The sequence below is a fragment of the Sphingobium fluviale genome (assembly GCF_004122115.1).
Lineage (GTDB): Bacteria > Pseudomonadota > Alphaproteobacteria > Sphingomonadales > Sphingomonadaceae > Sphingobium > Sphingobium fluviale.
The window spans coordinates 34,823-50,598 of sequence record NZ_SBKP01000002.1 but is presented as its reverse complement, the minus strand read 5'-3'; the positions used below and the strand labels follow the sequence as shown (position 1 = coordinate 50,598).

The 15,776-nt window shown below is 59.6% G+C and carries 21 protein-coding genes; 12 read left to right on the top strand and 9 right to left on the bottom strand.

The window, feature by feature from the left end; translation table 11 throughout:
* Positions 1 to 39: 39 nt before the first annotated feature.
* The 6 genes from mnmE to hemE form a co-directional block, all read right to left on the bottom strand.
* Positions 40 to 1,353, bottom strand: a complete 1,314-nt coding sequence (mnmE, locus tag EQG66_RS02655; protein WP_129403005.1) for a tRNA uridine-5-carboxymethylaminomethyl(34) synthesis GTPase MnmE — start codon at positions 1,351 to 1,353, stop codon at positions 40 to 42.
* A 29-nt stretch (positions 1,354 to 1,382) separates the two neighbouring features.
* Positions 1,383 to 1,634 (bottom strand): DUF6489 family protein, encoded by a 252-nt coding sequence (locus tag EQG66_RS02650; protein WP_129403004.1) that lies wholly within the window; start codon positions 1,632 to 1,634, stop codon positions 1,383 to 1,385.
* 44 nt (positions 1,635 to 1,678) lie between these two features.
* Positions 1,679 to 2,398, bottom strand: coding sequence for a YjbE family putative metal transport protein (locus tag EQG66_RS02645; RefSeq protein WP_129403260.1), 720 nt, complete (start codon positions 2,396 to 2,398; stop codon positions 1,679 to 1,681).
* Positions 2,399 to 2,421: 23 nt separating this feature from the next.
* The gene (rho, locus tag EQG66_RS02640) at positions 2,422 to 3,678 is read right to left on the bottom strand and encodes a transcription termination factor Rho (protein WP_129403003.1); all 1,257 of its coding nucleotides are present in this window, start codon (positions 3,676 to 3,678) and stop codon (positions 2,422 to 2,424) included.
* A 150-nt stretch (positions 3,679 to 3,828) separates the two neighbouring features.
* Positions 3,829 to 4,272, bottom strand: a complete 444-nt coding sequence (locus EQG66_RS02635) for a CopD family protein (protein WP_129403002.1) — start codon at positions 4,270 to 4,272, stop codon at positions 3,829 to 3,831.
* Positions 4,269 to 5,318 carry a uroporphyrinogen decarboxylase gene (gene hemE, locus EQG66_RS02630; protein WP_129403001.1) on the bottom strand — a complete coding sequence of 350 codons (1,050 nt, stop codon included), beginning with the start codon at positions 5,316 to 5,318 and terminating at the stop codon, positions 4,269 to 4,271. Before hemE ends, EQG66_RS02635 begins: the two co-directional genes overlap by 4 nt.
* Positions 5,319 to 5,609: 291 nt before the next feature.
* Here hemE and EQG66_RS02625 point away from each other — a divergent pair, with 291 nt between their 5' ends.
* From EQG66_RS02625 to EQG66_RS02580, 10 genes are all read left to right on the top strand, one after another.
* A complete protein-coding gene (locus tag EQG66_RS02625) occupies positions 5,610 to 6,467 on the top strand; it encodes a pyruvate, water dikinase regulatory protein (RefSeq protein ID WP_129403000.1) in 858 nt (285 codons plus the stop codon).
* Positions 6,464 to 7,069 (top strand): Maf family protein, encoded by a 606-nt coding sequence (locus EQG66_RS02620; RefSeq protein WP_129402999.1) that lies wholly within the window; start codon positions 6,464 to 6,466, stop codon positions 7,067 to 7,069. The genes EQG66_RS02625 and EQG66_RS02620 overlap by 4 nt, the downstream gene beginning before the upstream one ends.
* A complete protein-coding gene (gene aroE, locus EQG66_RS02615; RefSeq protein WP_129402998.1) occupies positions 7,066 to 7,893 on the top strand; it encodes a shikimate dehydrogenase in 828 nt (275 codons plus the stop codon). The genes EQG66_RS02620 and aroE overlap by 4 nt, the downstream gene beginning before the upstream one ends.
* A gap of 6 nt (positions 7,894 to 7,899) precedes the next feature.
* On the top strand, positions 7,900 to 8,496 hold the full coding sequence (gene coaE, locus EQG66_RS02610) for a dephospho-CoA kinase (RefSeq protein WP_281273888.1): 597 nt from the start codon (positions 7,900 to 7,902) through the stop codon (positions 8,494 to 8,496).
* 29 nt (positions 8,497 to 8,525) lie between these two features.
* Complete coding sequence (gene dnaQ / locus EQG66_RS02605) at positions 8,526 to 9,233, top strand: DNA polymerase III subunit epsilon (protein ID WP_129402997.1); 708 nt, start codon at positions 8,526 to 8,528, stop codon at positions 9,231 to 9,233.
* Between the two features lie 56 nt (positions 9,234 to 9,289).
* Positions 9,290 to 9,883: a ribosome hibernation-promoting factor, HPF/YfiA family gene (gene hpf, locus EQG66_RS02600; protein WP_129402996.1), complete on the top strand. Its 594-nt coding sequence runs from the start codon at positions 9,290 to 9,292 to the stop codon at positions 9,881 to 9,883.
* 160 nt (positions 9,884 to 10,043) lie between these two features.
* The gene (locus tag EQG66_RS02595) at positions 10,044 to 10,511 is read left to right on the top strand and encodes a PTS sugar transporter subunit IIA (RefSeq protein WP_129402995.1); all 468 of its coding nucleotides are present in this window, start codon (positions 10,044 to 10,046) and stop codon (positions 10,509 to 10,511) included.
* On the top strand, positions 10,489 to 10,989 hold the full coding sequence (locus EQG66_RS02590) for a PaaI family thioesterase (protein ID WP_245987808.1): 501 nt from the start codon (positions 10,489 to 10,491) through the stop codon (positions 10,987 to 10,989). The genes EQG66_RS02595 and EQG66_RS02590 overlap by 23 nt, the downstream gene beginning before the upstream one ends.
* 18 nt (positions 10,990 to 11,007) lie before the next feature.
* Entirely contained in the window at positions 11,008 to 11,349 is a 342-nt protein-coding gene (locus EQG66_RS02585) for a DUF1491 family protein (protein WP_129402993.1), read from the top strand.
* A 172-nt stretch (positions 11,350 to 11,521) separates the two neighbouring features.
* Positions 11,522 to 12,187, top strand: a complete 666-nt coding sequence (locus EQG66_RS02580) for a cell wall hydrolase (RefSeq protein WP_129402992.1) — start codon at positions 11,522 to 11,524, stop codon at positions 12,185 to 12,187.
* On the opposite strand, the gene EQG66_RS02575 is transcribed toward EQG66_RS02580, so the two are convergent.
* From EQG66_RS02575 to EQG66_RS02565, 3 genes are read right to left on the bottom strand one after another with little or no spacing between them, the layout of a single operon-like run.
* A complete protein-coding gene (locus tag EQG66_RS02575; protein ID WP_129402991.1) occupies positions 12,178 to 12,918 on the bottom strand; it encodes a prephenate dehydrogenase/arogenate dehydrogenase family protein in 741 nt (246 codons plus the stop codon). The genes EQG66_RS02580 and EQG66_RS02575 overlap by 10 nt on opposite strands.
* Before the next feature lie 50 nt (positions 12,919 to 12,968).
* Positions 12,969 to 13,844 (bottom strand): LOG family protein, encoded by an 876-nt coding sequence (locus tag EQG66_RS02570; RefSeq protein ID WP_129402990.1) that lies wholly within the window; start codon positions 13,842 to 13,844, stop codon positions 12,969 to 12,971.
* Positions 13,845 to 13,892: 48 nt separating this feature from the next.
* On the bottom strand, positions 13,893 to 14,567 hold the full coding sequence (locus EQG66_RS02565) for an extensin-like domain-containing protein (RefSeq protein ID WP_425470214.1): 675 nt from the start codon (positions 14,565 to 14,567) through the stop codon (positions 13,893 to 13,895).
* Between the two features lie 187 nt (positions 14,568 to 14,754).
* Between EQG66_RS02565 and EQG66_RS02560 the strand changes: the two genes are divergently transcribed.
* Both EQG66_RS02560 and EQG66_RS02555 read left to right on the top strand, forming a co-directional pair.
* Complete coding sequence (locus tag EQG66_RS02560) at positions 14,755 to 15,348, top strand: ferric reductase-like transmembrane domain-containing protein (protein ID WP_129402988.1); 594 nt, start codon at positions 14,755 to 14,757, stop codon at positions 15,346 to 15,348.
* The gene (locus EQG66_RS02555; protein ID WP_129402987.1) at positions 15,345 to 15,662 is read left to right on the top strand and encodes a PepSY domain-containing protein; all 318 of its coding nucleotides are present in this window, start codon (positions 15,345 to 15,347) and stop codon (positions 15,660 to 15,662) included. The genes EQG66_RS02560 and EQG66_RS02555 overlap by 4 nt, the downstream gene beginning before the upstream one ends.
* Positions 15,663 to 15,776: the final 114 nt, after the last annotated feature.

The following is a 15,776-nucleotide window of genomic DNA, read 5'->3' as shown; positions in this document are numbered from 1 at the left end:
AAAGCGGAGTGGATAAAGAAAAATGTTTCACGTGAAACACTATTTTCCTATGCAAAAGCGCGCGAACAGGCTGTCGAGCATATCCTCTACCCCGCTATGCCCAACCAACCGATCCATAGCAAGGCGCGCGCCTCGCAGATGTTCGGCTACAATCAACAGATCATTTTCATCGAGCGCTGCGGTAAGCGCCTCAGCCATCTGTGCAACGCCGGCATGCTGTCGCCGATGCAACGCGACCTCGCCCTCTGCGGGCAAAAGCATATGGGCGCGTTCGAGTATAAGGGCGATGAGCGTTGTCATATTCTCGCCCGTCTGAGCCGAGATCGCCACATCCGCTCCATGCGGCATCGTCCAGCCAGACCGGTCGCTCTGTGCCGCAACGCAGATAGCGTCCTCTCGCGGGCGATCAGCGGGGTTGCCTAACCACAAAAGGATATCGCATGATTCAATTGCCTGCTGTGCGCGATCTATCCCGATGCGCTCTATGGCGTCATCGGTCTGCTCCGCAAGACCAGCCGTATCCGTGAGGACAAAAGCGATGCCGCCAAGGTCCACCGGTGCCTCGATCCGGTCTCGCGTCGTCCCGGCGATGCTGGAAACGATTGCAGCCTCACGCCCCAGCAGCGCGTTCATCAGCGTGGACTTACCCGAATTCGGCGGCCCGCCGAGTACGATCCGTACCCCGTCGCGTACTCGCTCTGCGGTAGGTGCAGCCAGTTGGCGCCCCATGTCCTGGGCAAGGCTGGCTATGCCCTGCCTCAACGCTGCATCCGCTTCTGCATCGGGCACATCATCCTCATCCGAAAAATCGAGCAGTGATTCCGTGAGCGCCGAGCATCGCAATATCTCCGCCCGCCACTCCCCCAATCTGCGCGAGAAATGCCCTTCAGCCATCAGCAACGCGGCGCGGCGCTGGCTCTCTGTCTCGGCCGACAGCAGATCGGCGAGACCTTCGGCCTCATTAAGGTCAATCCGTCCGTTCTCGAATGCACGGCGGGTAAACTCGCCTGCCTCAGCTTCACGCAACCCAAGCTCCGGCCTTGCCACTGAGAGTCGCCCTAGCGCGCCGAGGACTGCCCGCACTACCGCCTGCCCGCCGTGACAGTGCCACTCCGCCATATCCTCGCCGGTCACGCTTTTGGGGCTGGGGAACAACAGCACCAGCGCCTGATCGAGGAGATCATCATTCGCAGGATCGTGCAAGCCGCGCAGATGCGCCGTGCGCGGTTGCAACTGCGCAGCTTTGCGAACAAAGCTGGTATTGACAGTAAATGCACCTGGCCCGGAAATGCGGATCACCGCGATACCCGCTGGCGGCCTGCCACTGGAAAGAGCATAGATGGTGTCGCCCATGCGCCTCCCCTGAATAACGGACCAGTAGTTCAGCTCTTGCCGGAAGCGCCCTTGGCCCCGCTCAGGCCGATGTCCATCATCTGGGAAAACAGCTTCATGCTAGCGTCGCCCATGGGAGCAAAGGCACCCAGCATCTTGCCCATTTGCTCCAGACTGCCCGCTCCATCCATGGTGGAGAGCATCGTCTGGACATATTTGTCATGTACCGGGGAGAGATCTGGCAAACCCAGGAAACTGCGCGCTTCTTCAGGAGTGCAATCACAATTGACGGTGAACTTCATCGGCTGAACTTCTCTGGCTTGTGGCAGTGCAGAGTGACCCTGCTTTAGAACAACGTCAAGAGGCCGACATTATGGTCGACAAAGCCGTCATATACCATCTTGACTGCGACATAGAGGATAACGATCAGGCCAAAATAGGCGATCCAGCGATAGCGCTCGATATACTTCGCGATAACATTCGCCGCCACGCCCATCAGCGCAACCGACAAGATCAGTCCAATAATGAGGATTCCTGGATGGTCCTTGGCCGCACCCGCCACCGCCAACACGTTGTCGAGGCTCATCGAAACGTCAGCCACCGCAACGGCCCATGCGGCCCCGGCAAAGCTCTTGGCCGGGCGCAGACCGCTATGCTCGTCGCCCGACATTTCTGGTGAACCGGCGCTCTCACCGCTATGATGCAGCTCGCGCCACATTTTCCAGCTAACCCAAAGCAGCAGCAGACCACCTGCCAGAATCAACCCGACAATCTGCAACAACTGGCTGACAATCAAAGCGAAACCGATACGCAGCACCAGCGCGGCAATAATACCGATCAGGATGACACGCTTGCGCTGCTCAGCCGGCAAACCCGCTGCCAGCGCGCCGACAACGATCGCGTTGTCACCCGCCAGCACCAGATCGATCATCAGCACCTGCGCAAAGGCAGCCAGTGCGGCTGGGGAGCCAATATTGGAAAAATCGCTGACGATATGCCCCCAGATTTCTGCGGGGGAACCCAGAGACGGAGCAGCAGCAGCGGCGGCAGAGAGGATTTCGATCATCACAGGCTAACGCTCTTTCCGGCTTATTGGTTCATGGAATCGAAGAAATCCTCGTTGGTCTTCGAATCCTTCATCTTGTCGAGCAGGAATTCCATCGCGTCGATGGTGCCCATCTGCATCAGGATGCGGCGCAGCACCCACATCTTGCTGAGGATGCCCTTCTCGACCAACAGCTCTTCCTTGCGGGTGCCGCTCTTGCCGACATCGAGCGCCGGGAAGATGCGCTTGTCCGCCACCTTACGGTCGAGTACGATTTCGCTGTTGCCGGTGCCCTTGAACTCTTCGAAGATCACCTCATCCATGCGGCTGCCGGTGTCGATCAGCGCGGTGGCGATGATCGAGAGCGAACCCCCCTCCTCGATATTGCGCGCGGCGCCGAAGAAGCGCTTGGGCCGCTGGAGCGCATTGGCATCGACACCGCCGGTCAGCACCTTGCCGGAGCTTGGCACGACCGTGTTATAGGCGCGGCCCAGGCGGGTGATCGAGTCAAGCAGGATAACGACGTCCTTCTTGTGCTCCACCAGACGCTTGGCCTTTTCAATAACCATTTCAGCAACTTGTACGTGGCGCGCGGCCGGTTCGTCGAAAGTGGAGGAAACAACCTCCCCCTTGACCGAGCGCTGCATGTCGGTGACTTCTTCGGGCCGCTCATCGATCAGCAGCACAATCAGGAACACTTCGGGGTGATTGTCGGTAATCGCCTTGGCGATATTTTGCAGCAAAACCGTCTTACCCGTGCGCGGCGGCGCAACGATCAGCGCGCGCTGGCCCTTGCCCTGTGGCGAGATGATATCAATGACGCGGGCCGACTTGTCCTTCACCGTGGGGTCGAGCGTATCGAGCCGCAGCTTCTCGGTCGGGTAAAGCGGCGTCAGGTTATCGAAGTTGACGCGATGGCGCACCACATCGGGATCGTCGAAGTTGACCGAAATGATCTTCGTCAGCGCGAAATAGCGCTCGCCATCCTTGGGCGCACGGATTTCGCCTTCTACCGTATCGCCAGTGCGCAGACCATGCTTGCGCACCTGATTGGGCGAGACATAGATGTCATCCGGGCCAGCAAGATAATTGGCTTCCGGGCTACGCAGAAAACCAAAGCCATCGGGCAGCACCTCGATCGTGCCGACGCCCATGATCTGCTCGCCATTTTCGGCTTCAGCCTTCAGGATTGCGAACAGCAGATCCTGCTTGCGCAGCGTGGACGCGCCCTCGACCCCCAGTTCCTCGGCCATGGTGACGAGGTCCGCGGGTGGGGTTTTCTTGAGTTCTTTGAGATGCATTGGGTCTGTCCGGAAAAGGAAGGTATCTTGGGGAAATGCCGGTCTTCCGGCTGTAGAAAGGACGGGGCAACGGCGAATGAAGCGGCTGCCTACGCCCGAATTAGGACTCCGCCTGCGCCAAGTCAAGCAATCTTGGCTGAAGGCCCGTTGTCAGAACGGCTTTACTACCGCAAGTATCACCACCAGAACCGCCACCAGGCCGGGCACCTCATTCAGCAATCGCAATTGCTTGCCAGTGAGCGGACGCTCGCCGCGTTTCAGCTTTTTCGCATAGCCGATCATCCAGCCATGATAGGCTGACAGACCGAATACCGCCAAAAACTTGAGCTGAAACCAGCCATAAGACCATGCACCGATATCGATCATCAGCGCGATGCCAAATATCCAGACAATGATAAGCGACGGATTGAGGATGATACGGCGGAGCTTGTCTTCACGGTCAATCCATTTGGATTCCTCGTCCGATTCCGGCGCACACTCCTGATGATAAACGAAAAAGCGTGGCATCATGAACAGCCCGGCCATCAGGAAGATGACGAAGATGATATGCCCCGCCTTAACCCAGAGATAGGCGCTGCCCAAAAATCCCGTCATGCTGCTTGCCCCAGCCGTTTCAGCATATGCTCCACATGCGCGATCGGAGTTTCAGGGGTGATCCCATGGCCCAGATTGAAGATATGGGGTCGTCCGCGGAACGCCGCAAGTATCGAATCCACGGCATCGTCCAGTGCCTTTCCTCCCGCAATCAGCACCAGCGGATCAAGATTACCCTGCACTGGCAATCCTTTGGGCAGCGCCGCATCAGCCCATGCAGGGTCAATCGTTTCATCCAGACCCAGCGCATCCACGCCCGTTCCCCGTGCATAATCAACCAGTTTAGCCCCGGCGCCTTTAGGGAACCCTATGATCGGCACACCGGGACGGGCGGCCCGGATTTGTTCCACAATAGCCTTGTTGGGCGCAATCACCCAACGCGTGAACTGCTGGGGTGAGAGGCTCCCCGCCCAGCTATCGAACAATTGCACAGCATCGACCCCGGCATCGATCTGGCCGATGAGATAGGGCACAGTCGCTGCGACAATCGCGTCTATGATCGCGCCAAAGCGTTCCGGCTCGGCATAGGCCATGCGCCTTGCCGCGGCCTGATCCTTGCTGCCCTGCCCCGCCACCATATAGGTCGCGATCGTCCAGGGGCTGCCTGCAAAGCCTAGAAAAGTGGTTTCCGGCGCAAGCTGTGCCTTAACCTGACGCACTGTCTCATAGATCGCATCATAGCGGCTGTAATCTGGCGTCAAGGCATCAAGGGTGCTGTCCAACAGCGTGGGAGCAAGGCGCGGCCCTTCTCCAGCCTCGAACCAGAGCTTTTGCCCCATCGCATAAGGCACAATAAGAATATCGGAAAAAAGGATTGCTGCGTGCAGGCCATCCCTGTCCGTACCAAAGCGCCGCAGCGGTTGCAGCGTGATCTCTGCCGCAGCCGCGCTGTCATAGACCAACTCAAGGAAACCGCCCTTGTCGGCCCTTAGTGCGCGATATTCCGGCAGATAGCGCCCTGCCTGCCGCATCATCCAGCGCGGAGCCATGGTTTGCCGTTCTCCGCGCAAGACGGAGAGCAATGCTTTATCAGGCAGGACAGACATGGATTCCTAATATCCTATTAATATAGATTAATAAATTGTTGATGATGATAGATGGTGGATGGTGGGGTTTATGCGTCATCCCCGGTTTTGCCAACAGCAGGCCGAAAAAATCAGCACTGACTTTATTGGCTGAATCCGGCTTATCCCCGCTATCTACCCCCTGTGGATCAAATTATCCCGTTGGGACAGCTTGTGGATAAGAAGCCTGACAGTACGGAAAAAAGCGGGTAAGGCGATTATCCGCATTTCTATCCCTTGATTTATCCACAGCTCCCCAACACTGTTGTACCCATGAGCCGTATTCACCTGCATCTGCTGTCGGATTCTACCGGCGAGACCCTGGAAAGCATCGCCAAAGCGGTGATCGGACAGTTCGAGGACGTGGAAGCAATCCGCCATTTCTGGCCGATGGTTCGGTCCGAGGAGCATCTCCAGCGTATATTGGGTGAGATTTCCAGCAACCCCGGCCTCGTGCTGTTCACCCTCGCCAACCCAGAGCTGCGCCGCAAGCTGGAGCACAAGTGTCGCGCGCTCGGTTTACCCTATGTTGCCCCGCTTGATAGCGCTACCGATGCGATGTCAAACATATTGGGGCAAGAGACACGTACCCGGCCGGGCCGCAAGCATGTGCTCGATGAGGCGTATTTCGCACGGATCGGCGCCATTCAATTTACTATTGCCCATGATGACGGCGTCGGCCCGGAAAACTGGGAGGATGCGGATATCGTGCTTGTCGGCGTTTCGCGCACCTCGAAGACGCCGACCTCTATCTACCTCGCCAATCGGGGATACAAGACCGCCAATGTGCCGCTGGTGCCTGAATCCCCGCCCCCAGCCGAGCTATATCAGCTCCAGCATCCCATGGTGGTGGGGCTCACTATTAACCCGGAGCGGCTGGTGCAAATCCGGCGCAACCGCCTGCTCTCACTCAATCAGTCGCCAGAAACGGCCTATGTCGATATTGACAAGGTGCAGGAGGAAATGGCGTTTGCCCGTCGCCTGATAGCGGATAATGACTGGCCACATATCGATGTGACCCGCCGTTCGATCGAGGAGGCCGCTGCGGCAATCATAACGCTGTTCAACGACAGGCTGATGGCGCGGGAGCAGGAACATGCGCAGGCAGCCGCCCAAGCTCAGCAATCATGAGTGCTCCCGAACTGGTACTTGCCTCACAAAGCGCCAGCCGCCGCGCGATGCTCAGCGCGGCACAAGTTCCTCATCACGCTGTGTCGCCCGCGATTGACGAGGAAACGCTGAAGGAAGCCTTGCGCGCGGAAGGGCATGGCGCGCGCCAGCTTGCGGATGCACTGGCGGAAGCAAAGGCGCTGAAACTTTCAATCCGTATGCCGGGTGCCTTGGTGTTGGGCTGTGACCAGACGCTGGAGCTGGATGATGGCGCGATGCTCGATAAAGCGGTGGACAGAGAAGATGCCGCCGCAATCCTTCGTCGCTTGTCTGGCACCACGCACAAGCTTCATAGCGCGGCGGTGGTCTGCGAGAATGGCGTACCGGTGTGGCGCGCAATAGAAAGCGCGAGCCTGACGGTCCGGCCTCTGTCCGACGCATTTATCGCGCGCTATCTGGAGGATGAGTGGGAGCAATGTCGCTGGTGCGTCGGCTGTTATCGCATCGAAGGGCCGGGAGCCCAGCTTTTCAGCGCGATCAAGGGCACCCATTTCGCGATACAGGGCCTGCCGTTGCTGGGCCTGCTTGACTTTCTGCGCGTTCGCGGCGTTGTGGCGGCATGAGCGCAACATTACCTTATGCCGAAGTCATCGGCGATCCCATCGCCCACAGCAAATCTCCCGCCATCCATAATTTCTGGCTGGGTAAGCTGGGGATCGAGGCGGAATACCGCAAAACCCATGTGAAGCCGGACGAGCTGGCTGCCTATTTTCTGAAACGCCGGGCGGACCCGGACTGGCTGGGGTGCAACGTCACCATCCCGCATAAAGTGGCCGTGATGGACTATGTGAGCGACCCCGGAAAGGTCGGTGAGGTCATCGGCGCGATGAACACCATCGCTTGCGAGACCGGCGGGCCGCTCATTGGCACCAATACAGACGCGGGCGGGTTCCTCGCGCCGTTGCAGGCTGTCGGCTGGAAAGGCAAGAGCGCCTGCATCATCGGCGCGGGCGGCGCAGCGCGGGCGATCCTTTATGCGCTTGATGCCATCGGGGTGACGGACATCGTCATCATGGCGCGCGACGCATCGAAAGGGCATGCATTGCTGGATCGAGCCGGAGTAAAGGGGCGGGTGATCGGCATGGATGCGCCTTTGCCGCCGGTTGATCTGCTGGTGAACAGCAGTCCGCTGGGCATGGCAGGAAAACCGCCTTTGCAGGTGGATTTGGCGCCGCTTCCCGCACATTCTGTAGTCTATGATATAGTGTATGCGCCGCTGGATACACCGCTGTTGTTGGCCGCGCGCGCGCGCGGATTGGCGGCAATCGACGGGCTGGAGATGCTCATCGGTCAGGCTGCGCTCGCCTTTGATATCTTCTTTGATGCCCAACCCCCGCGCGAACATGATGCGGAACTGCGCGCGCTGTTAATGGCGGCAGAGGGTTAGGGCGCAGTGGCGAAGATCTATGCTCTCACTGGCTCGATTGGTATGGGCAAGAGCGCAGTTACGGGCATGATCCGCAAGCTGGGCGTGCCCTTGTTCGATGCCGACGCCGAGGTGCATCGGTTGCAAGCGCCGGGCGGCAAGGCCTTGGCCCATATCGAGGCGCGCTTTCCCGGCACTACCGGGCCGCAGGGGCTGGACCGTGCAAAACTGGCAGCGATCATCCTTGCGCATCCGCATGAGCGCAAAGCGCTGGAAGCGATCATGCACCCCTTGGTGTTCGCCGCGCGGCAAAAGTTTCTGCAACGGCATATCGCGCACCCGCTCGTCATCCTCGATATTCCGCTTCTGTTTGAAACTCACGGCGAAAAGCGCGTGGATGGCGTGATCGTCGTTACCGCACCCGCTTGGAAACAGCGCAAGCGGGTGCTTGCCCGCCCTGGCATGACAGAGGCGAAGTTCCGCCGTATCCTTGCATTGCAAATGCCCGATGCGCAAAAGCGCCTCCGCGCCGATCATATCGTCCACACCGGCACCACCTATCATCGCACCCGCGCGCAAGTTCGTGCGCTCATCGCTTGCCTTCTCGGCAAAGCAGGCAGATAGTAAGCATCAAGGCAGAGTTACTGAGTCTGATGCGCGAGATTATCTTCGACACCGAAACGACCGGGTTCGATCCCCTGACCGGGGACAGGATGGTGGAAATTGGTTGCATCGAGCTGATCAATCGGGTGCCGACGGGGGCAACGTTTCACCGATATTTCAACCCCAAGCGCCCTATGCCCGCCTCCGCTCAGGCAGTGCATGGCCTGTCAGACGCATTTCTGGCGGACAAACCGATTTTCGGCACAGAGGTAGAGGCACTGCTGGAATTCCTCGGTGATTCGATGCTGGTAGCGCACAATGCGCGGTTCGATTTCGGCTTTCTCAATCATGAACTGAAACTGTGCGCCCGGCCCGATATATCGCTCGATCGCATGATCGATACGGTCGCTATGGCCCGCGCCGCTCATCCCGGCGCCAAGCACAGCCTTGATGCGCTCTGCACCCGTTACGGCATTGACCGCAGCCATCGTGTGAAACACGGCGCGCTGCTCGATGCCGAGCTACTGGCGCAGGTCTATATCGAGCTGACCGGCGGCAGGCAGATTGGTCTGGGGCTGGGCGAAGACGCGGCAAGCCCCGAAATCGTCACGATTGCTCCCTCATTTGACGCGCCGCAAAGAGCGAGCCGCGCTCCGCGTCTATTCAGTCCTACAGATGAGGAAAAGGACCGTCATACCGCCTTTGTGGCGGGGCTGACCAATCCGCTCTGGCATCTGCATGGAAAGGAAACAGCCTGAAAAGGTTGTCCACAGGGCCGGGCGACCGGCTCTGCAAAAGCAAAGGAGATTATGGTATGGATATTCGGATTTCGGGGCATCAGGTCGATACTGGTGAGGCGTTGCAGGAGCATGTAAACACGCGCCTTTCCGCGATTGCCGACAAATATTTCTCCCGCGCCATATCCTCGCACGTCACCTTTCGTCGCGCGCCGCATGGGGCGTTTCACTGCGACATTATCTCTCATGTTATGGCGGGCTTGATCCTGAAAGGCGCGGGTGAAGCGCAGGATGCGCACATCTGCTTCGACCAAGCCGCAGACCGGATCGAAAAGCAGCTCCGCCGCTATATGCGCCGCCTTAAGGATCGGCATGTTCAGGCCGCCGCCGCCGAGGCCGCGCGCGACCCGGAGAATGGTTTGGATGGGCTGGACAACGCCGCCTACACCGTGTTCGCCGCCCCGCCAGAGGAGGAGGAGCCTGCCGAAGCGCCGCTCATCATCGCCGAAACGCGGGTCGATATCCCCGAAGCCAGCGTGTCCGATGCGGTAATGATGCTCGATCTGCGCAATACCAACGCATTGTTGTTCATCAACGCCGGCACGGCAGCGTATAACATGGTCTATCGTCGGCACGATGGCTCGATAGGCTGGGTTGAGCCGCGTGCTTGACGCGATATTAACCCGGATCATGCTATCGGGGCAGCCGCGCGGTTGACGTGGCGCACCCGTGCGCCTATGGCCGCGGGCTTTGGGAATAAGCGTGGCATTCGCGGGTGAGAGCGAGATGCCGCCGGCAGCAAAAAAGCTGCCGCGGGATTAGAGCATTGTGATGACGGATTTCCATGATCTCGTGGTTCCTGAAACAGTTGTATCAGGAGTGACGGCAGGCAATAAAAAGCAGCTTTTTCAACAGCTTGCTGATATGGCTGCCCGCGCCTATGGGCTCAGTGCCGATGAGGTGTATGATCGTCTGAACGAGCGTGAGCGCCTCGGCTCGACCGGATTCGGCAATGGCATTGCGATTCCTCACGCGAAGATTCCCGGACTTGCCCATGTCTGCGGCCTCGTCGTTCGGCTGGAAACACCGATCGCATTCGATTCCGTCGATGAGGTGCCCGTTGACATCATTTTTTCGCTGCTTTCCCCTACCGATAGCGGGGCAGAGCACCTGAAGATGCTGGCGCGCGTCTCGCGCTATCTGCGTAGCGGCCAGAACGCAGCCCGGATCAGGGGCGCGGGATCGAGCGAAGCGTTGCATGCATTGCTGGTCGGGGATGAGGCGCGTGACGCCGCCTGAGGGCGATCCGGCGCTTTCCCCTCTCGCCGGTCTGAGTGGCGAGACCGCCCATTTTCGCGCGCTGGAGCGGCTCTATGCCTCTGCGCCGATCAACCGGATGTTCCCCTCGCGGCTCAGCATACCGGATGCGGGGCGCTCAGTGATCGAGTTCAATGTGGACGAGACAGTCTATCATGCCGCAGGTGCTGTGCATGGCACCGTATATTTCAAGATGCTCGATGACGCGGCCTTTTATGCCGCGAACAGCCTGGTGAGCGATCGTTTTTTGCTAACGACTGGCTTCAACCTGCTCTTTACGCGGCCGCTGCGCGCTGGCATGGCGCGGGCGGAAGGGCGCTGGCTCAGCGGTCGGCGGCGGGTTTATGTAGCAGAAGCTACATTGTTTGATTCCGACGGCGAGGAGGTGGGGCGCGGCACCGGCACCTTCATGCGCTCGCAATATGCGCTGTCATCGCTGCCCGGCTATGCCGCGGCCTGATCTGACTCGCTTCACCCGATGACCGCGCGGGCGACCAGCCGCCTTCTCATTCAGGCGCTGATCCGCGCGACGCAGGCGGATGGCGGCTTTGCGGCGGTTTTGCACAAGGGCGACGACAATGCCGGGGCCATTCTTGTGCAGAGCCGAAATCCTGGCGCGGAGCTCAAGTTGTTCGAGCGCCAGCCGGATTTTTCAAAGGGTTACACATTAACCCCTATAGCCACACAATCTTGGGGCAATGAGATCGAGCTGGCACAATATATTGAACGCCGCCGCCGCTCTGACCCTGATCTATGGATAATTGAACTCGATAGCGCAAACGCGGAACGCCTTGCCGCTGCTATTATGACCCAAGGTTGACTTCTGCGACGAACCGAAGCATAGGCCCGCCCACAACTCCATGCGCAGGTTGCCGATTACCGTTCAACAGGGGACGGAACGCGGTAAACACGCAGACGGGGGGCGGTCCGGCGTCTGATAACATAAGAGGATGTGACGCGCGCGACCGACCAACCGCATATTTTGAAGTTATATGACGATTTATTCCAAGACCGCATCCGGTGCGGCAATTGCCATGTTTTCGCTTACTGCCGCCTTTATCGGTGGCATCTCACGGGCGGATGACACCATCCCCCAAGGCTCGACCCAGACGGCCGCAAAGAGTGCGCCGATTTCAGAGCCTGTCCCGGTAGCTTATGCCGTATTGCAGGACAGCCTGCCCATCCTTTCCCAGCCTGCTGCTCCTGAAGATCAGGCTGCATCGCCATCCCAGTCAGAAAAATCCTACACCTCGCTCACTGCATTGGTTGCCGACACAGATGTCGATGCACCGCTTAACGAGGAGGAGCGCTGCCTCGCCAGCGCTGTCTTCTATGAAGCGCGCAGTGAAACGCCACTGGGCCAGCTGGCTGTCGCTCGTGTCGTGATCAACCGCGGGAAATCCAGCCGTTTTGGCAACAGTCTATGCGGCGTGGTGCGTCAGCCCGGCCAGTTCAGCTTTGTGCGGGGTGGAGTCATCCCCCAGCCCGATACAAACCATCCGCACTGGAAGAGAGCAGTGGCCATATCGCGCATCGCGCTCGATAATAAATGGGTCAGCCCCGCTGAGGGCGCTCTCTATTTCCATGCGCGCCGGGTAAACCCCGGCTGGGCGCGCCCGCGCGTTGCCGTGATCGACAATCACATCTTCTATCGTTGAGAAGATTGGTGCGCCTGCGTCAGCAGATCGCTGGCGCGGGCCACAAACTCCTGCGTGATCTCGTCGGCATAGGGGTTTAGCGTCTGGATGGCGCTGAACAGTGCGAAGCTGTCACGCTTCAGCAGGTCGCATAGATCGAGCAAATGCTGGTAGCTCTGGGTTTTCAGCATCTCGTCCGGGATATTCATTGCCGAGAGGGTCCGCCCGACCAGATGCGTCAGCGCCTGCACATAGGCCATCTCGCGGTCATGCTCTTCTGCGGTGGTGATCTGGATGCGCAGGCCCATTTCCTCGCCCAAAGCCGCAACCTTGAGGTGCTGTTCGCCGCGCAAGGGGCAGATGACGAGCTGCCGCCCGGCCAGCCCGTCGCGCGCCACGCTCTGCGGACCGAACAGCGGGTGCGTGGGTACGATGTGGACGGTTTCGGGCAGATGTTTGGCCAGCCACTGGCTCGGCAGCACCTTGACAGAAGCGATATCAAGCACGGTCGCACCCGGTTTCACCAGCGGGGCAAGGGCCTCGATCACCCGCTCCATATCCTGCACAGGCACGGCGATCATCACCACCTCACACGCGGCAGCCTGAGCAAAGGTGAGAGGGCGCGCGCCGTTGGCGGCTATCTCATCGGCGGGGACATGCGCGTCAAACGCGCCAGTATCGAACCGCGCGCCGAGATGCGCTGCGGCCAGCCTGCCGAAATCGCCAAAACCGATGATGCCGAGGCTCTTCATGTGCACAAGCGCGTAACGATATTGGCGCGAAAGTCCAGCACGCCCGGCTGTCAGTTTGCCGGGGCGTCGCGCTCCTCATAAAAGGCGTTGACCGCAGCCCAGGCCTCTTCAGCCGTCTCGACCCAGGTGATAAGGTTGAGGTCAGACGGCGCGATCACGCCTTCTTCCACCAGCGCCTCGAAATCGACGACACGGTTCCAGAAATCGCGCCCGAACAACAATATGGGGATCGGCTTAATCTTGCCGGTCTGCACCAGGGTCAACAGCTCGAACATCTCATCGAAGGTGCCAAAGCCGCCGGGAAACACCGCCAGCGCGCGGGCGCGGATCAGGAAATGCATCTTGCGCAGCGCGAAATAGTGAAACTGAAAGCTCAGCTCCGGCGTCACATATTCGTTGGGCGCCTGCTCGTGAGGCAGCACGATGTTGAGACCGATACTGCGCGCGCCGACATCGTGCGCGCCGCGATTGGCGGCTTCCATGATCGAGGGGCCACCGCCGGAGCAGACGACGAAATGGCGGCAGCCGGCCGAATCGGTCGGGCAGGCGGCAGCAAGGCGGGCCAGTTTGCGCGCCTCGTCATAATATTTCGCCTTGGCGGCGAGATTATTGGCGATGCGCCTGTCTCGGTCCGATCGCGCTGCATCAATGAGCGCCTGTGCCTTTTCCGGCGAGGGGATGCGGGCCGAGCCATAGAACACGAAGGTGGAGACGATATTTGCCTCATCCAGCAGCACCTCTGGCTTCATCAGCTCCAGCTGAAAGCGCACCGGGCGCAGATCCTCGCGCAGCAGAAATTCGGTATCCTGAAAGGCGAGGCGGTAGGATGCGCTCTGCGTCTGAGGCGTATCGACGGTGACCTTGGCGTCTCGCGCCTCCTGCCGGGCTGGGCGGAAGATGCGCTCTCCGATATTTTTCTGTGTCATGGAATGAGCCTAGCGGGTTTTGGTTAAGATCGGAAGAAAGGGTGTGGTTCAGCGACAATATCCGCCGCGCCCGCCCATATCGAAATGCAGATGGTCGTGATGGGCGGCATTGTAATCCGGGCTGAGCACGGTGCGGAACCGCCTGCACGCGCTGGTGCGCACGGCGCGCAGAAAGGCTTGGGAAGCCGCGTCGCCGTTCCAGCCGTTCTGCACCGAAATGCGTCGCCCGTCGGCCAGCAGGAAGCCAGAAATGTCGATCGCATTGGCGCGGCCATGCTCCGAAAGGCGGCTGCTGCCCGCTATGACGCGGCAGTTGTAAGTGCCGAAGGTGTCTATCCGCACAAGCTCGACGCCGAAATAGATGCGCGCAGCGGGTGCGACGCCGTAGAGCGCCCAAGCCGCGAAATTCTGCGCCACAGGGCAGGTCATCACGCCCAGCCCCTGCACCGGCACGTTGATCTGATCGAGTTGCACGGCGCCATAGGCGGTGCAGCCGCCGCCGAAGCTGCGGTCTGGCAAAGGCGTGAAGCGCGCGCCGAGGCTGGAGAGCTTGGCAGCGCATTGGCGGAACTCGGCGCTGTTCACGCCATAGCGGGGGGGTGTCGATGGCTTTCGGGCCTGCGCGCGTTTGCCAGCGGGGATCATGTCACCCGCGCAGGCCGAAAGCATGAGCGCCGCTATCAACGCCAGCCCCAGCTCACGGCCCCATTTCAGACACACCATCACGCCCATTGCGGAAATTGCCGCCTTCCCCCATTCCTCTGCACTATGACAATAACCATAGTTCGCACCAAGCGCATTGAACATGCGATGAACAGGGCAGGGCGGGAGTCTGGTCGCACGAGGGGGTATTAATGATATTGTATATCAATAGCATTGAGAAAGACAGGGCAAGCTATATGGTGGCCGCATGATGACCCGCACCAGGTTTGCTGACGCTACCCTATATCTATTCCTGATGCTGCCTCTGCTGAGGCTTTATGCCGATATGCGGTCGGCAGAATGGGTTTTGGCCGATGCGATACCACCCAGCGGCGAGGCGGCGGCGCTACTGATGTTCGCGGCGATGGCGATTGGCCCGTTCGTGCGTCTGTTCGGGCTGCGCCGCCCGTTTCTGCAATGGCTGATGCGCAGGCGGCGCAATATCGGCGTTGCGGCCTTTTGTTATGCGGTGCTGCACCTCGGTTTCTATCTGGCGGACATGGGATCGTTGGATTTCATTCTGGCAGAGATTGGCGCGCCTGGTATCTGGACCGGCTGGTTCGCCTTTTTCCTCATGGCCTTGCCTGCCGCGGCCAGCAACGACTGGTCTATGCGTCTGCTGCGCCGCCGATGGAAGCTGGTGCAGCGGTTGCTCTACGGCGTTGTCGCGCTGACGATCATTCACTGGGCTTTGCTGATGTATGGCTGGACCGAGCCGCTTGTTCATGCAGCGCCCATGTTGCTGCTTTATGGTGCGGCGGCGATTCGATACATGTTACTCAGGAAAAGGACCACTCCATGACACGTTCCAATTCACTCAAACTGGCTGTTGCACTGGCGGTAGCAGGGCTCGCCGGTGCATCCGGCACAGCCTTTGCGCATGGCAACGTCACCTGCAACAGCGGGCCGAAGGACCAGTGGAAATCGCTGGATGCGCTCAAGGCCAAGATGACCGCCGAGGGATGGAAGATCACCAAGGCGCATCCCAGCAAGGATTGCTACGAGGTCTATGGCATCACGCCTGAGGGGGACAAGGTGGAGTCCTTCTGGCACCCGGTGACGCTGGAAAAGCGGCTCGTCCTGCGGCGTGGGCAGGTGCTTTACAAGGCGCCATAAGCCAGTTTATCATTATATTACAATATATTGAAACAGAGGCGTCCTTACGGGCGCCTCTTTTCATTTGACATTAACCTTCCAGACGCTAGAGCCGCCGACGGGCCACGCGGTCCC

Coding starts and splice junctions, on each gene's coding strand:
- mnmE (WP_129403005.1), bottom strand. CDS start 1,353: ATGGGCGACACCATCTATGCTCTTTCCAGTGGCAGGCCGCCAGCGGGT.
- EQG66_RS02560 (WP_129402988.1), top strand. CDS start 14,755: ATGATGACCCGCACCAGGTTTGCTGACGCTACCCTATATCTATTCCTG.
- dnaQ (WP_129402997.1), top strand. CDS start 8,526: ATGCGCGAGATTATCTTCGACACCGAAACGACCGGGTTCGATCCCCTG.
- hpf (WP_129402996.1), top strand. CDS start 9,290: ATGGATATTCGGATTTCGGGGCATCAGGTCGATACTGGTGAGGCGTTG.
- EQG66_RS02580 (WP_129402992.1), top strand. CDS start 11,522: ATGACGATTTATTCCAAGACCGCATCCGGTGCGGCAATTGCCATGTTT.
- EQG66_RS02570 (WP_129402990.1), bottom strand. CDS start 13,844: ATGACACAGAAAAATATCGGAGAGCGCATCTTCCGCCCAGCCCGGCAG.
- hemE (WP_129403001.1), bottom strand. CDS start 5,318: ATGTCTGTCCTGCCTGATAAAGCATTGCTCTCCGTCTTGCGCGGAGAA.
- EQG66_RS02620 (WP_129402999.1), top strand. CDS start 6,464: ATGAGTGCTCCCGAACTGGTACTTGCCTCACAAAGCGCCAGCCGCCGC.
- EQG66_RS02635 (WP_129403002.1), bottom strand. CDS start 4,272: ATGACGGGATTTTTGGGCAGCGCCTATCTCTGGGTTAAGGCGGGGCAT.
- aroE (WP_129402998.1), top strand. CDS start 7,066: ATGAGCGCAACATTACCTTATGCCGAAGTCATCGGCGATCCCATCGCC.
- EQG66_RS02625 (WP_129403000.1), top strand. CDS start 5,610: ATGAGCCGTATTCACCTGCATCTGCTGTCGGATTCTACCGGCGAGACC.
- EQG66_RS02590 (WP_245987808.1), top strand. CDS start 10,489: ATGAGGCGCGTGACGCCGCCTGAGGGCGATCCGGCGCTTTCCCCTCTC.
- EQG66_RS02645 (WP_129403260.1), bottom strand. CDS start 2,398: ATGATCGAAATCCTCTCTGCCGCCGCTGCTGCTGCTCCGTCTCTGGGT.
- EQG66_RS02575 (WP_129402991.1), bottom strand. CDS start 12,918: ATGAAGAGCCTCGGCATCATCGGTTTTGGCGATTTCGGCAGGCTGGCC.
- EQG66_RS02585 (WP_129402993.1), top strand. CDS start 11,008: ATGACCGCGCGGGCGACCAGCCGCCTTCTCATTCAGGCGCTGATCCGC.
- EQG66_RS02555 (WP_129402987.1), top strand. CDS start 15,345: ATGACACGTTCCAATTCACTCAAACTGGCTGTTGCACTGGCGGTAGCA.
- EQG66_RS02650 (WP_129403004.1), bottom strand. CDS start 1,634: ATGAAGTTCACCGTCAATTGTGATTGCACTCCTGAAGAAGCGCGCAGT.
- rho (WP_129403003.1), bottom strand. CDS start 3,678: ATGCATCTCAAAGAACTCAAGAAAACCCCACCCGCGGACCTCGTCACC.
- EQG66_RS02565 (WP_425470214.1), bottom strand. CDS start 14,567: ATGGTGTGTCTGAAATGGGGCCGTGAGCTGGGGCTGGCGTTGATAGCG.
- EQG66_RS02595 (WP_129402995.1), top strand. CDS start 10,044: ATGACGGATTTCCATGATCTCGTGGTTCCTGAAACAGTTGTATCAGGA.